Origin of the sequence: Amycolatopsis sp. Hca4 (genome assembly GCF_013364075.1) — a bacterium.
GTDB lineage: Bacteria > Actinomycetota > Actinomycetes > Mycobacteriales > Pseudonocardiaceae > Amycolatopsis.
This window is the reverse complement of sequence record NZ_CP054925.1, coordinates 8,859,137-8,873,741: the sequence shown is the minus strand read 5'-3', so window position 1 is coordinate 8,873,741 and position 14,605 is coordinate 8,859,137. Positions and strand designations below refer to the sequence as shown.

The 14,605-nt window shown below is 72.1% G+C and carries 10 protein-coding genes and 1 pseudogene; 6 read left to right on the top strand and 5 right to left on the bottom strand.

Translation table 11 applies throughout. From position 1 onward, the window contains the following. Positions 1-155: 155 nt before the first annotated feature. The 3 genes and pseudogenes from HUT10_RS40415 to HUT10_RS40405 form a co-directional block, all read right to left on the bottom strand. A pseudogene (locus HUT10_RS40415) lies at positions 156-1,306 on the bottom strand (SWIM zinc finger family protein). Continuing rightward, positions 1,306-4,626, bottom strand: a complete 3,321-nt coding sequence (locus HUT10_RS40410; RefSeq protein ID WP_176176005.1) for an SNF2-related protein — start codon at positions 4,624-4,626, stop codon at positions 1,306-1,308. The pseudogene HUT10_RS40415 and the gene HUT10_RS40410 overlap by 1 nt, the downstream one beginning before the upstream one ends. Before the next feature lie 123 nt (positions 4,627-4,749). Next, on the bottom strand, positions 4,750-6,771 hold the full coding sequence (locus HUT10_RS40405) for an acyl-CoA dehydrogenase (protein ID WP_176176004.1): 2,022 nt from the start codon (positions 6,769-6,771) through the stop codon (positions 4,750-4,752). A gap of 140 nt (positions 6,772-6,911) precedes the next feature. On the opposite strand from HUT10_RS40405, the gene kstR reads away from it, so the two are divergent. Both kstR and HUT10_RS52330 read left to right on the top strand, forming a co-directional pair. Next, a complete protein-coding gene (gene kstR, locus HUT10_RS40400; protein ID WP_176176003.1) occupies positions 6,912-7,538 on the top strand; it encodes a cholesterol catabolism transcriptional regulator KstR in 627 nt (208 codons plus the stop codon). Further along, a complete protein-coding gene (locus HUT10_RS52330; RefSeq protein WP_176176002.1) occupies positions 7,489-8,058 on the top strand; it encodes a maleylpyruvate isomerase N-terminal domain-containing protein in 570 nt (189 codons plus the stop codon). The genes kstR and HUT10_RS52330 overlap by 50 nt, the downstream gene beginning before the upstream one ends. Before the next feature lie 83 nt (positions 8,059-8,141). On the opposite strand, the gene HUT10_RS40390 is transcribed toward HUT10_RS52330, so the two are convergent. Then, entirely contained in the window at positions 8,142-8,972 is an 831-nt protein-coding gene (locus tag HUT10_RS40390) for an LLM class F420-dependent oxidoreductase (RefSeq protein WP_176176001.1), read from the bottom strand. Positions 8,973-9,160: 188 nt separating this feature from the next. Then, positions 9,161-12,394 (bottom strand): fused isobutyryl-CoA mutase/GTPase IcmF, encoded by a 3,234-nt coding sequence (gene icmF / locus HUT10_RS40385; protein ID WP_176176000.1) that lies wholly within the window; start codon positions 12,392-12,394, stop codon positions 9,161-9,163. A 138-nt stretch (positions 12,395-12,532) separates the two neighbouring features. On the opposite strand from icmF, the gene HUT10_RS40380 reads away from it, so the two are divergent. The 4 genes from HUT10_RS40380 (at position 12,533) to HUT10_RS40365 (ending at position 14,586) form a co-directional block, all read left to right on the top strand. Further along, complete coding sequence (locus HUT10_RS40380; protein WP_176175999.1) at positions 12,533-12,859, top strand: helix-turn-helix transcriptional regulator; 327 nt, start codon at positions 12,533-12,535, stop codon at positions 12,857-12,859. After that, positions 12,852-13,292: an SRPBCC domain-containing protein gene (locus HUT10_RS40375; RefSeq protein WP_176175998.1), complete on the top strand. Its 441-nt coding sequence runs from the start codon at positions 12,852-12,854 to the stop codon at positions 13,290-13,292. Before HUT10_RS40380 ends, HUT10_RS40375 begins: the two co-directional genes overlap by 8 nt. After that, positions 13,289-13,948 carry a DUF899 domain-containing protein gene (locus HUT10_RS40370; RefSeq protein ID WP_176175997.1) on the top strand — a complete coding sequence of 220 codons (660 nt, stop codon included), beginning with the start codon at positions 13,289-13,291 and terminating at the stop codon, positions 13,946-13,948. Before HUT10_RS40375 ends, HUT10_RS40370 begins: the two co-directional genes overlap by 4 nt. A gap of 77 nt (positions 13,949-14,025) precedes the next feature. After that, the gene (locus HUT10_RS40365; protein ID WP_176175996.1) at positions 14,026-14,586 is read left to right on the top strand and encodes a dihydrofolate reductase family protein; all 561 of its coding nucleotides are present in this window, start codon (positions 14,026-14,028) and stop codon (positions 14,584-14,586) included. Positions 14,587-14,605: the final 19 nt, after the last annotated feature.

The window sequence follows — 14,605 nt, the reverse complement described above, 5'->3', positions numbered from 1 at the left end:
AAAGGACACCGCACGGTAACGATCCACTCACGACCAGCGCTCCCATCCGCTCGGCTCGGCGAGCCGGCCTTGTCCGTCGCTGGAGCCGCGCTGGCATCATGTCAGTCTGCAGCCGGACCTGCGAAATCCCAGGCAAGTTCCGACGGTCAGCAGGCTCAGTAGACGAGGTCCAGCGGGCTCGCCGAGGGTGGACCGTCGAGGCGCCACTCGGCTCCTTCGCGGACGAAGCGGTACCAGCGTCCGTCACGGCCGTAGCGCAGCTGCAGCTCTCCTTGCGTGAGGCGGTTTCGCCACAGTGTCGGCTTTCCCGTGTCCTCCAGGATTTCCTGCCCTTCGGCCATCGGCCCGGGGCCCGGCTGCCAGGTCTCGCGCAGGGCGGCGAGGCCGCCGCGGCCGGCTTCGCGCCAGGCCTCGGCCCAACGGGCCAGGTCCTTCGGGGACACCTCCGCCGCCGTGGCCAGTGCGGTGATCTCCGCGCTCGTGCGGCCGGCCGCGCGGCGGGCCAGGTCTTCCTCGAACGTCAGCTCCGCCGGGGCCGGGCCGCCGGCCAGCAGGTCTCGGGCCAGGGCGGCCGCGTCCGCCGCGAGGGCCGAGAGGGCCGCCGCCGTCCAGCCGGTGGCCGGGGGCGGGTCGAGGTCCAGGACCGCCGGCGGCCCGGGTACCCGCGGCGGTGGTGGCAGGGCGGGGATCGCGCCCGGTTTTCGCGCGTAGGCCGCACGCGGGGTCAGGCCCTCGTCGGCGGGTTTCGGGAGCGTCGGTTTCTCGCCGCGGGCCGGCGACCGGCGGGCGCGGAGCTCGGCCAGCACGTCCGACCGCGGCCGTCCGCGCAGCAGGAAGAGCGTGAACGGATCCCGGTCCACCTCGTCGGCGACCAGGTAGTACACCGCGGCGACGTGCTTGCAGGGGTTCGCCGAGTCCGGGCACGAGCACCGCGGCCGCAGGTCGCCGGGGCCGGGCAGCAGGTCGACGCCCGCCTCGCGCGCCTGTTCGGTGAGCGCGCCGGGCAGCTCCCCGTCGAGCAGCGCGGCCGCGTGGCCGAGCTGGGTGCCGACCACGCCGAGCAGGGTGTCCCACTCGCCGTCGGTGAAGGTGCGCATGGTGATGGTCACCTTGTACGGCTCCGGCCGGCTGCCGCGCACCCACGCCGTCATCCCGCCGGCACCGAAGTGCAGCTCGCTGACGGTGCCCTTGCGCGCGTACGTCCGCCCGCGGGCAGCCGGTTCGGGTCGAGCTTCGCGCGCTGTTCCAGGGCCTCGACCCAGGCGCGGCCCCACCACGTCGTGCCGAAGTTGCGCCTCGGTGGCATCACCCGCTCCCGAGCCGGACGAGATCGGCGAGCTCGTCGTCGGACAGTTCGGTGATCCAGTCTTCCCCGGCCCCGACGATCGACTCGGCGAGACCGCGTTTCTTTTCCAGGACCTGCGCGATCCGCTCTTCGAGGGTGCCTTCGGCGATCAGCCGGTGCACCTGGACCGGCCGGTCCTGCCCGATCCGGTAGGCGCGGTCGGTGGCCTGGTCTTCGACCGCCGGGTTCCACCAGCGGTCGTAGTGGATGACGTGGGTGGCGCGGGTCAGGTTGAGCCCGACGCCGCCGGCCTTGAGGGAGAGCAGGAAGACCGGGATTTCGCCGGCCTGGAACCGGTCGACCATGTCCTGCCGCTTCGCCGGGGAGCTGTCGCCGGAGAGCAGTTCGGTGGGCAGGCCGCGGTCTTTCAGGCGCCGTTCGAGCAGGCGGCAGAGCTGGACGTACTGGCTGAAGACCAGGACGCTTTCGCCTTCGTCGAGGATGACGTCCAGGAGTTCTTCGAACGCCGCGAGCTTGCCGGAGCGGCCGGTGAGCGCGCCGTGCGGTTCTTTGAGGAACTGCGCGGGGTGGTTGCAGATCTGCTTGAGCTCGGTGAGCAGCTTCAGGACCTGCCCGCGCCGTTCGATGCCCTTGGTTTCCCGGATTTCGGCGAGGTTTTCCCGCACGACGGCTTCGTAGAGCGTGGTCTGCTCGGCGGTGAGCGGGACGAACCGATCGGTCTCGGTCTTCGGCGGCAGTTCCGGGGCGATGTCCGGATCGGTCTTGCGCCGCCGCAGGAGGAACGGCCGGACGGTGGCGGCGAGCCGTGCGGTGACGGCCTTGTCGCGGTCGCGTTCGATCGGGCGCGCCACGGTGCGGCGGAAGCGGTCGAGCGGGCCGAGCAGGCCGGGGGTGGTCCAGTCCACAATGGACCAGAGTTCGGTGAGCCGGTTTTCGACGGGGGTGCCGGTGAGGGCGACCTTGGCCTGGGCGGGGATCTTGCGCAGCTCTTTGGCGGTGGCGGAGAGCGGGTTCTTGACGTGCTGCGCTTCATCGGCGGCGATGAGGCCCCAGTCCACTTCGGACAGCGTGGCGCGGTCGCGCCGGAGGACACCGTAGGTGGCGAGGACGACCTCGTCGGGGGCGAGGTCGTCGAGGTGGCGGCGGCCGCCGTGGAACCGCCGGACGGGGATTTCCGGGGCGAAGCGGGCGAACTCGCGTTCCCAGTTGCCGAGGAGGGAGGTGGGACAGAGGACGAGGGTCGGCCCACCGCCGCCGGCCGCTGGGAGGGGTTCGCCGCTCGAAGGCATCGCCTCGCGATCGCCGGCCGGAATGGGTTCGGCCGCCGGCGATGGAGCGGCCGCCGGTTGCTCGCCGATCGGCGGCTCGGTCTGCGGTCCGCCGGCCTGCCCCTCGCCGGGCCGCGGCTCGGCCGCCTCGCCATGGCGCCCTTCAACAGGCAGTGGCTCGGGCGCCGATCGAGTCACTTCGCCGGCCCGCTCGCCGCCGAGGGCTGGGGACAGCTCGACCGCCGCCCGGGTGCTCGCGCTCGGCTGCCCTTCGCTCGGTTGCTGCCCGGCCGCCGATCGAGTCGCCTCGCCGGCCCGCTCGCCGCCAAGCGCCGATGGCGCCTCGACCGCCGCCTGGGTGCTCGCCCTCGGCTGCCCCTCTCCCGGTTGCAGCTCGGCCGCCGATCGAGTCGCCTCGCCGGCCCGCTCGCCGCCAAGCGCCGATGGCGCCTCGACCGCCGCCCGGGTGCTCGCCCTCGGCTGCCCCTCTCCCGGTTGCAGCTCGACCTCCACTTCGATCGCCTCCGGCCATCGCTCCGGGCCCGACCCCAGCCCACCGGCCCTGGCCAGCTCGCGCCGGTGCAAGTGCAGGGCGATCAGCTGGATCGTCTTGCCCAGGCCCATGTCGTCGGCCAGGCAGGCGCCCAATCCCAGGCCCGTCATCGTCGCCAGCCACGACAACCCCGCCTGCTGGTACGGCCGCAGCGTCGCCTGCAGGCCGGGTGGGGTCGGGACCGCCGCCTCCCCTCGGTCGCGGATGCGTGCGGCCAGCCCACCCAGCGCGGGCGGGGCGGCGAATTCCACGCTCTCGCCGTCCACCTCCAGCTCGCCCGTCAACGCCGCCGCCAGTGCCTCGCCCGCGTCCAGCTTGCGGGTCCGGCCGCGGACCCGGGCCAGCAGCTGCGGATCCACCCGGACCCACTGCCCCCGCAGGCGGACCAGGGGCCTCTTCGCCTCGGCCAGCGCCGCCACCTCGGCCTCCGTCAGCTGCTCGCCGCCCAGGCTGAGCTGCCAGCGGAACTCCAGCAGCGAACGCAACGCGAACTCCGCCTCCGTGACGCTCGCCGGCGCCTGGGTCGCGCTCGCGCGGGCCTTCACCTCGCCCGCGAACAGGCCCTTCGACCAGAGCACCTCGATGCCGGCGCCACCCAGCTCCCTGGCGCCGTCGGTGAGCAGGTCGACCACCTCCTCGTCGGACAACGCCAGCGAAGCCGGTGTCGCCTGGGTCAGCACCCGGCCCAGCGGTGCCCACGCCCGCGCTCCCCGCCGCAAGCCCAGCAGCAGCTGCGTCTCGACCTGGTCGCCGAGGCGGTTCAGCACCGCGTCCGGTGCGTCCCACAGCGTTGCCGCCTCCACCACCAGGCTCGGCTCCGCCATGCTGCGCACCGCCAGCACCCCGGCGAATGACTCGTCGTCCACGCCCTCGACCCGCAGGAGCACCTGGACGCCGCGGGGCTCGCGGGCCTCCAGCTCCGCCAGCCACGCCGCGCCATCCGGGCCCAGCAACGCCGGTTCGCGCGCCGCGAACGCCGGATCGCCCACCCCCACCGGGGCGGCCGGGCTGCGGACCAGCAGGTCGGCCGTCGCGTCCCACAACGCGCGGACCAGGGAGTCCGGCGAGTGCAGGCGGATCCGCTTCAACCCGGTCAGCGGCAGCGCGTACGCCTCCGGGGGCAGCGCGCCCGCCAGCCCCCGCAGCAGTTCCTCGTCGGCGGCGTCCAGCGGGCCGATCCGCCAGGCCGCCGCCCCGCCCGGTGACGCCGCCGGGCGCAGCCGCCCGCGGGCGACCAGGTTCACCCCCGCGTTGACGGCCGCCGACCACGCCGCGACCGCCGGGCTGGCCTCCTCCCCCACCGACAGCAGCCGGGGCAGCGCCCGCTCCAGCGGCACCAGCTCGGCCTCGACCTTCGTCCGCGCGAACTTGGCTCCGCGGGGCAGCACGAGCTCGATCGTGGTCCCGCCGGCCACGTCCTCGCCCCACAGGGCCAGCACCCCGTCCCGCGGGGGATCCGCGGGGAGGTAGGTGGCCTGGGTGTCTGCGCTGAACTCCACGACCGCAACGCTAGAACACGACCCCGACAGTTTTGCCCCCGACGGCGCGAACGGTCCTTTCGCACCGTTGCGCTACGCAACCCACCCGGGCGCCGCGGGGCTTCACGCGTGATCGGCGGGGCATCAGCCGCGGGGCAGGCCGAGGAGGCGTTCGGCCGTGAGGGAACGCAGGACCTGCGTGGTGCCGCCGGCGATGGAAAGGCAGCGGGTGAGCAGGAATTCGTGCTGGGCCGGGCCGTCGGCGAGCAAGGCACCCGAGCCGGCCAGCTCCAGCGCGAACTCGGCCACGTCCTGCCGGTGCTGCACGCCGAGCAGCTTCCGGACGCTCGACTCCGCGCCCGGGTCCTGCCCCTCCAGCCGGCGCAGGGCCGCCCGCAGGTCGAGCACCGAACCCGCGACTCCGTCCGCGACCAGCGCGCCGAGCCGGTCCAGGGCGACGTCGTCCAGGGCCGAGGCGTCCACAGTGGACACGAGCGTCTGCACGCTCTCCCCGACCGCCGAACCGCTCCCGATGGCCACCCGCTCGTTGGCCAGCGTCGTGCGCGCCAGCCGCCAGCCGCCGTTCGGCGGGCCGACGACGTCGGCGTCCGGCACGAACACGTCGTCGAGGAACACCTCGTTGAACACCGCCTCGCCGGTGATCTCCCGCAGCGGCCGCGTCGTGATCCCCTCGGCGCGCATGTCGACGAGGAAGTACGTGATGCCCTTGTGCTTGGGCGCGTCCGGGTCGGTGCGGGCCAGGCAGATGCCCCAATCGGCTTCGCGGGCCAGCGACGTCCACACCTTCTGCCCGGACAGCCGCCAGCCGCCGTCGACACGCCGGGCCGCCGTCCGCAGCGCCGCCAGGTCGGACCCCGCGCCGGGCTCGCTGAACAGCTGGCACCAGGTGAGCTCGCCGCGCAGGGTGGGCCGGGCGAACCGCTCGCGCTGCTCGTCGCTGCCGTGCTCGAGGATCGTCGGCACCGCCCACGCGCCGATCACCAGGTCCGGACGCCGGACGCCCGCGGCAGCCAGCGCTGCGTCGATCCGCAGCTGCTCCGCGGCGTCGGCGCCCCGGCCGTAGGGCGCCGGCCAGTGCGGTGTCAGCAGCCCCGCGTCGGCCAGCGCGACACGCTGCGCGTCGGCGGGCAGCGCGGCGATCCGGGCGACCTCGGCCCGCAGCGCGGGATCGTCGCCGACGTCGACGCCCAGCGTGCGCTCACTCCCGGACAGCGCCAGCGACGCCGCCCGCCGCCGCCACGCCCCGCCGAGCCACTGCCGCAGGGCCACCGCCCGGCGCAGGTACCGGTGGGCGTCGTGCTCCCAGGTGAAGCCGATCCCGCCGAGGACCTGGATGCAGTCCTTGGCGTTGGCGACGGCCGCGTCCAGTGCCACCACGGCCGCGCTCGCCACCGAAAGCGGGTGCTGCCCGGACGCGGCGTCCCAGGCCAGCGCTTCGGCGGCTTCGGCGCGGCAGAGCATCTCGGCGCACAGGTGCTTGACGGCCTGGAACGCCCCGATGGGCTTGCCGAACTGCTCCCTGACCTTGGCGTACTCGACGGCGACGGTCAGGCACCGCCGCGCCACGCCCGCCGCCTCGGCCGCCGCCAGGGTCGCGGCCAGTTCGGCGACCGGCGGCAAGGTGAGGGGCTCGGCACGGACTCCCGAGAAGCGGACGCGCGCCAGCGGACGCGAGAAGTCGAACGCGTCCAGCGGCTCGACGGTCACGCCGGGCGTCCCGGGCGCGAGCAGGACGTGGCCGCCGTCGACCGGCACGAGCAGCCAGGCTTCCGGCTGCGCCCCGGGTACGGGCCCGCTGACGCCGTCCTCGAGGGACACGGGCTCGAGCAGCACCGCGGCGGTGGCTTCGCCCTCGGCGAGGGCGGGGAGGAGCTCTTTCGCGTCCGGGACGTCGGCGAGCAGGAGACCGGCGAGCGCGGTGCTCAGCACGGGCCCCGGAACGAGTTCTTCGGCCGCCGCGGCGAGACCCGCGGCGAGGTCGGCGACACTGCCACCCGCCCCGCCGACCTCTTCGGGCAGGGCGACGCCGAAGAGGCCCAGCTCCGCGAAGCCGGCGGGCACCCCTTTCCTCGGGTCGTGCGCGGCGGACCAGGCGTGGATCGCCTCGGCCAGCGCGATCTGTTCCTCGCTGAGCGCGACCGGCATGGGGCCTCCTCGCAGGACGGGACACTACTCACGAGTGTAGAACGTGTTACAGTTTTCCGGCCAGTGGGTCAATTGTCGCGAGGTTCGCCAGGACAGGTAATCTACGTCTTGAACTGGAACAAGTTCCGAAGGACGGGGGAATGCCGATGCCAGGCAAGACCAAGGCCCGCGGCAACGGCCTGAGCGCGATCGGGGCCGACGAGCTCGGCTCGGCCGCCCAGCGCGACCGCCGCCGCCGGATCATCGACGCCACCCTCGCACTCGCCTCGAAGGGCGGCTACGACGCCGTCCAGATGCGGGCCGTCGCCGAGAAGGCCGACGTCGCGCTCGGGACGCTGTACCGGTACTTCCCCTCGAAGATCCACCTGCTGGTCTCCGGGCTGGCCCGCGAATTCGAGCGCGCGCAGGAGAAGCTGGAGCGCCAGGCCATCCCGGGCGAGACCCCCGCCGAGCGGCTGATGTTCGTCCTCGGCCGCAACACGCGCATGATGCAGCGCGACCCGCACCTGACCGAGGCCATGGTGCGCGCGTTCATGTTCGCCGACACGTCCGCCGCCGCCGAGGTCGAGCAGGTCGGGCGGCTGATGGAGAACATGTTCGCCAAGGCGATGGGCATCGCCGAGCCGGCCGAGGCCGACCGGGACATCTTCCACGTGGTCGCGGACGTCTGGATGGCGAACCTGGTGGCCTGGGTGACCCGCCGCGCCTCGGCGGCCGATGTGGCGAACCGCCTCGAACTGTCGGTGCACCTGCTGCTGGACAAGTGATCCCGGTCGCCTGGGTCTGGGTCCACGCCGTGGACCTCGGCATCGGCGTAGCCGGCGGTGCGACTGCTGCCCAGCAAATAGCCGCCGTCTGAACCGCGGGGGCGCCCCGATTCCACCACACGCTGGACGGCTGACCGACGAGCAGGTCCTGGCGCCGTCGCCGCTGCTGTCCGGCTGGACGCGCGGGCACGTGCTCGCCCATGTCACCGACGCCGGCCGCGCGCTCGGGGAGCTTGGTCGAGCAGGCCCTGCTCGGCGTGCTCGACCCGCGGACGCACGACCGCGACGGCATCATCGAAGCGACCGCGGGGTGGACCGCCGTGGAGTACCGGCGCAGCCCTGCTCCGGCACTCCGCCCGCCTGGAAGACGCCTGGCCCAGGTCTGCGACTGGGACCAGCACGTCGACTACCGCGACGGCAAGCTGCCGCACGGTCTTCGCCGCTGGCACACGGTCCGGATCCACGCCGTGAGCCTCGGCATCGGCGTGGCCGGCGGGTGCGACTGCTGCCCAGCAAGTAGCCGCCGCGCCCCCGCCCGCGGGGGCGCCCCCCGGTTCCACACTATCGCCCGGCACCGACGGTTTCCGGTGCCGGGCGCGGGCGTCAGCGGTGTGCGGCGGCCACCTCCGCCAGCTCGTCCAGTGCCTTGAGCGTCTCCGCTTCCGGCAGCGTGTCCAGCAGGAACGTGTACCGCTCGACGCCGGCCTCGCGGAAGCCGTCGATCACCTTCGGCGTCGTCGGGCCGCCGAACACCGCGAACTTGACGTCTTCGCGGCCCTGGTCCGCCAGCCAGCCCCGCACCCGCTGGGCCTCCTGGTACTTCGTGTAGCCACGGAGGAGCCAGCCGTCGCCGTACTTGGCCAGGCGGTTCAGCGCCGCTTCGCTCTCGCCGCCGATGTAGATCGGGACGTGCGGCTTCTGGACCGGCTTCGGCCAGCTGAAGATCGGGTCGAGGTCGATGTGCTCGCCGTGGAACTCCGCCTCGTCCTTCGTCCAGATCTCCTTGAGCGCGGCCAGCTGCTCGTCGATCAGCGCGCCGCGGGTCTTCGGGTCGGTGCCGTGGTTGCGCATCTCCTCGCGGTTCCAGCCGACGCCGACGCCGAACAGCGCGCGGCCGTCGGAGATCAGGTCCAGTGAGGCGACCTCCTTGGCCGTGTGGATCAGGTCGCGCTGGATCAGCAGGGCGATGCCGGTGCCGAGCAGCAGCTCCGACGTCGCCGTCGCCGCGGCGGTCAGCGCCACGAACGGGTCCAGCGTGCGGTAGTACACGCGCGGCAGGTCGCCGCCGCCCGGGTACGGGCTTTCCCGGCTCACCGGGATGTGCGAGTGCTCGGCCAGCCACAGCGAGTCGAAGCCGCGCTCTTCCAGCGCCGCGCCCAGCACGTCCGGCCGGATGCCCTCGTCGGTCACGAACGTCGAGATCCCGAATTTCATGTCTCCAGGACTACCACCGGGGTGACATCGGGTGCAGGATGAAGTGATCTCACCGTACGTTGAATAAGGGCGGCCGTGGGACCCCGGTGCCCCGCAGCCCGGGGTCGTCGCGCTGGCCGACGCCGGTTGCGCACCGACGCGGACGGCCGGGTCCTGGTCCCCGTGTGGCGGCTGAAGGCGGTACGCCGCTAGACGTTGCGCCGGTACTGGCCGCCGACCTCGAAGAACGCCTCCGTGATCTGGCCCAGCGAGCACACCCGGGCCGCGTCCATCAGCACCCCGAACAGGTTGCCGCCGCGGGTGGCCGCCTCCCTCAGGGCCTTGAGGGCCTGCTGGGCCTCCTCGTGGTGGCGGTGCTGGAAGTCCGCGAGGCGGTCCAGCTGGGACTTCTTCTCGTCCTCGGTCGCCCGGGCCAGCTCGACCTCGACGTCCTCCTCCCCCGCGTGCGGGTTGCGGAAGGTGTTGACGCCGATGATCGGCAGCGAGCCGTCGTGCTTCTTGCGCTCGTACAGGATCGACTCGTCCTGGATCTTGCCGCGCTGGTAGCCGGTCTCCATCGCGCCCAGCACGCCGCCGCGCTCGGAAATGCGGTCGAACTCGGCCAGCACGGCCTCCTCGACCAGGTCGGTCAGCTCGTCGATGACGAACGAACCCTGCAGCGGGTTCTCGTTCTTCGACAGGCCCCACTCCTTGTTGATGATCATCTGGATGGCCATCGCGCGGCGCACCGACGACTCCGACGGCGTCGTGATCGCCTCGTCGAACGCGTTGGTGTGCAAGGAGTTCGCGTTGTCGTACAGCGCGCACAGCGCCTGCAGCGTGGTCCGGATGTCGTTGAAGCTCATCTCCTGCGCGTGCAGCGACCGCCCGGACGTCTGCACGTGGTACTTGAGCTTCTGCGACCGCTCGTTCGCGCCGTAGCGCTCGCGCATGGCCACCGCCCAGATCCGCCGCGCCACCCGGCCGAGCACCGAGTACTCCGCGTCCATGCCGTTGGAGAAGAAGAACGACAGGTTCGGCGCGAAGTCGTCGATGTCCATGCCGCGCGCGAGGTACGACTCGACGTAGGTGAAGCCGTTGGACAGCGTGAACGCCAGCTGCGAGATCGGGTTCGCCCCGGCCTCGGCGATGTGGTAGCCGGAGATGGACACCGAGTAGAAGTTGCGCACGCCGTGCTCGATGAACCACTCCTGGATGTCGGCCATCATCCGGAGGCTGAACTCGGTGGAGAAGATGCAGGTGTTCTGGCCCTGGTCCTCCTTGAGGATGTCGGCCTGCACCGTGCCGCGGACGTTCTTCAGCACCCATTCGCGCAGCTCGGCGGCTTCGGCGTCGGACGGCTCGCGCCCGTGCTCCTCGCGGAACGCCGTCAGCTTCTGGTCGATCGCCGTGTTGAGGAAGAAGGCCAGGATCGTCGGCGCCGGGCCGTTGATGGTCATCGACACCGACGTGTTCGGCGCGGTCAGGTCGAAGCCGTCGTAGAGGACCTTCATGTCGTCGAGGGTCGCGATGGACACGCCCGACGTGCCGACCTTGCCGTAGATGTCGGGACGCGTGTCGGGGTCGTGGCCGTAGAGGGTCACCGAGTCGAACGCCGTGGACAGCCGCTTGGCTTCGGAATCGGCCGACAGCAGCTTGAACCGGCGGTTGGTGCGGAACGCGTCGCCCTCGCCGGCGAACATCCGCGCCGGGTCCTCGCCGTCGCGCTTGAACGGGAACACGCCCGCGGTGTACGGGAAGTAGCCCGGCAGGTTCTCGCGGCGCAGGAACGACAGCAGCTCGCCGGACTCGGCGTACCGCGGCAGGGCGACGCGCGGGATCCGGTTGCCCGACAGCGTGTCGCGCCACAGCTGCGTGCGCAGCTCCTTGTCGCGGATCTTCACGACCAGCTCGTCCTGGCGGTACTCCTCGGCGAGCGACCGGAACCGCTCGAGGAGCTTTGCCGACTCGCCGTCCACATCGGACTCCGCGGCGGCGAGCAGGCCGTCCAGCGCGTCGGTCGACGCGTCCGCCTTGGCCAGTTCTTCGCGCGCGAGGGCCAGTGCGTCACGCTTGCGGACCGCGGCGACCTGCGCCTGCGTCTTCGCGTGGTAACCGCGCACGGTGTCGGAAATCTCGGCCAGGTACCGGGACCGGTTGCCCGGGATGATCGTCGAGGCGTCCGTGGACACCTTGCCTTCGACCTGCGGCAGCGTCCCCGCGGACACGCCGAGGCCCCGCTCGGCGAGCATCCCGCGCAGGTGCTGGTACAGCGCGGTGACGCCGTCGTCGTTGAACTTCGCCGCGCTCGTGCCGTACACCGGCATGTCCTCCGGCGCCGACGAGAAGGCCTCGCGGTTGCGCACCAGCTGGCGCGCGACGTCGCGGCGGGCGTCCTCGGCGCCGCGGCGCTCGAACTTGTTGATCGCGACGACGTCGGCGAAGTCGAGCATGTCGATCTTCTCCAGCTGCGACGCGGCGCCGAACTCCGGCGTCATCACATACAGCGATTCGTCCACGAAGTCGACGATGCCGGCATCGCCCTGGCCGATCCCCGGCGTCTCCACGATCACCAGGTCGTACCCGGCGGCCTTGCAGGCCAGGATGGACTCGCTCAGCCCGGCCGGGATCTCCCCCGACGTCGTGCGGGTGGCCAGCGAGCGGAAGTAGACCGGGGAGCCGTCGAGGCAGTTCATCCGGATGCGGTCGCCGAGCAGCGCGCCGCCGCCCTTGCGCCGCGAGGGGTCGACGGCGAGCACCGCGATCCGCAGCTTGTCCTCCTGGTCGAGGCGGAAGCGGCGGATCAGCTCGTCGGTGAGCGACGACTTGCCCGAGCCGCCGGTGCCGGTGATGCCGAGCACCGGCACCTCCCGCTTGCCCGCGGCCTCGGTGATCCCGCCCAGCAGATCGCCGGGCAGCTGCGAAGCCTGCAGCTGGGTGATGACCCGCGAGAGCGCGGCGACGTCCCCGGAAAGCACCTTGTCCAGCGAGGGCGCCTCGGCCGCGAGGTCGACGTCGCAGGCCTTGATCATGAAGTTGATCATGCCCGGCAGGCCCATCTCGTAGCCGTCCTCGGGCGAGAAGATCCGGGCGACGCCGCGCGAGTGCAGCAGCTCGATCTCCTCGCGCACGATCACCCCGCCCCCGCCGCCGAAGACCTTGATGTGCCCGGCGCCGCGTTCACGCAGCAGCTCGACCAGGTAGGAGAAGTACTCGACGTGCCCACCCTGGTAAGCAGAGATGGCGACACCCTGGACGTCCTCGGCGATGGCCGCCGTGGCGACCTCGTCGACCGACCGGTTGTGGCCGAGGTGGACCACTTCCGCGCCCTGGGACTGCAGGATCCGCCGCATGATGTTGATCGACGCGTCGTGCCCGTCGAAGAGACTCGACGCCGTCACGAAGCGGACGGGGTGCACGGGGCGGTACAGCTCGCTGCTCATCCCCCCAAAATACTTTGACTTCCTACTATTGGAAACCCGAGGACCAGTGACGCGGCTCTCACGGCAGCCCCGGAGAACCTTGACACCCGCCTGCTCCAGCCTGTATTTAATGAGTTCGTTAATTAACAGGATGGTGAAATGACCGACACGCTGAGCCGGACGTTCTCGGCCCTCGCCGACCCGACGCGCCGCGCCATCCTCGCGCGCCTCTCGGCAGGCGAAGCGACGGTGAACGAGCTCGCCGAGCCGCTCCCGATGAGCCTGCCCGCGGTGTCCCGGCACCTGAAGGTCCTCGAAGAAGCCGGCCTGATCACCCGCGGCCGCACCCGCCAGTGGCGGCCCTGCCGGCTGGAAGCCAAGCCGCTGGAGGACGTCGCGGACTGGGTCGCGACCTACCGCCGGTTCTGGGACGACGGGTTCGACCGCCTCGAGGACCACCTGCGGAGGCTGACCGGCGATGCCTGACCTGACCATCACCCGCGTGTTCGACGCCCCGCGCGAGCTCGTCTTCGCCGCCTGGACCGACCCCGACCAGCTGGCGAGCTGGCTCGGCCCGCACGGCTACACCGGCTCCGCCGTCACCCTCGCCACCCGGCCCGGCGGCGCCTGGCGGGCGTGCATCCGCTCCCCGGAGGGCGACGAGCACTGGATGCACGGCGTCTACCGCGAGGTCACCGCGCCCGAACGGCTCGTGTTCACCTTCGCCTGGGACACCGAGGGCGACCTGCGCACCGAGACCCTCGTGACGATCGGCTTCGCCGACCTCGACGGCAAGACCGAGATGACCTTCGTCCAGAGCGGCTTCCCGACCGTCGCCGACCGCGACGGCCACGACGAGGGCTGGACCTCCAGCTTCGAAGACCTGACCCGCTTCATCCGAGGAAAGGACGCCCGATGACCGCGACCCACCACGCCCTGCCCGAGATCGTCTCGCCCGAACAGTGGCAGGCGGCCCGCGACGCGCTGCTCGTCAAGGAGAAGGAGCTCATGAAGGCGGCGGACCACCTCGCCGCCGAACGCCGCCGGCTGCCGATGGTGCCCTTCACCAAGGACTACGCGTTCGACTCGGCCGACGGGACGCAGAGCCTGCTCGACCTGTTCGACGGCCGCCGCCAGCTGATCGTCTACCACTTCATGCTGCACCCGGGCGACAAGGCGGGCTGCCCCGGCTGCTCGCTGGTCCTCGACAACCTGCCGCACCTGGCCCACCTGCACGCCCGCGACGTCACGCTCAAGGTCGTCGCGCCCGCCACCCTGGCCGAGATCGAGCGGTACAAGGCACGGATGGGCTGGGACGTGCCGTGGTTGTCCGCGCACGGCAGCGACTTCACCGAGGACTGCGGCGTCGGCTCCGGCTTCGGCGTCAGCGTGTTCCTGCGCGACGGCGACCGGGTCTACCGCACCTACTTCACCACCGGGCGCGGCGGCGAGATGTTCCTCGCCTCCCACCGCTACCTCGACGTCACGCCGCTCGGCCGCCAGGAAGCCTGGGAAGAGGAGAGCCGCGGCGACGACGCGCCCAGCTCGTGGTGGCGGCGCCACGACGAGTACTGAAAGTTTCTCCGGCGCGCGTGTCCGGTCCGCGTCCGCGGCTCCGACCTCCTCGGTCAGCCCACCAGGAGGAGAGGCAAATGCGCGAGATCGTCCACATGGTCCACACTTCGCTCGACGGCTGCGTCGAAGGCCCGAACGGCGAGTTCGACTGGCCGGTGCTGGGCCCGGAGCTGTCGGCCTACTCGCAGCAGGTGACCGCGCGCTGCGGCGAGTTCGCCTACGGGCGGAAGGTCTGGGACATGATGTCCGCGTACTGGCCGACCGCCGAGTCGATCTCGGACCACCCGCACGACATCGCGTTCGCCCCGGTCTGGCGGGCGACGCCGAAGGTGGTGTTCTCGCGGACGTTGGAGAAGGCGGACTGGAACACCCGCGTCGTCGGCGGTGACCTCGGTGCGGCGGTGGCGGCCCTGAAGGCCGAACCGGGCGAGGACGTGCTGCTGATGGGCGGCGCGGAACTGGCCGCGGAGCTCACCGCCCGCGGCCTGATCGACGAGTACCAGGTGTTCGTGCACCCGGTCGTCCTCGGCGGCGGCAAGCGGCCGTTCGCCGAGGGCACCGCGCGCCTCGGCCTCACCCTGGCGCAGTCGCGCGTCTTCGACGACGAGGTCGTGCTGCTGCGCTACCGCCGTGCGTGAGCGGCGCCGGGCCCGGGGG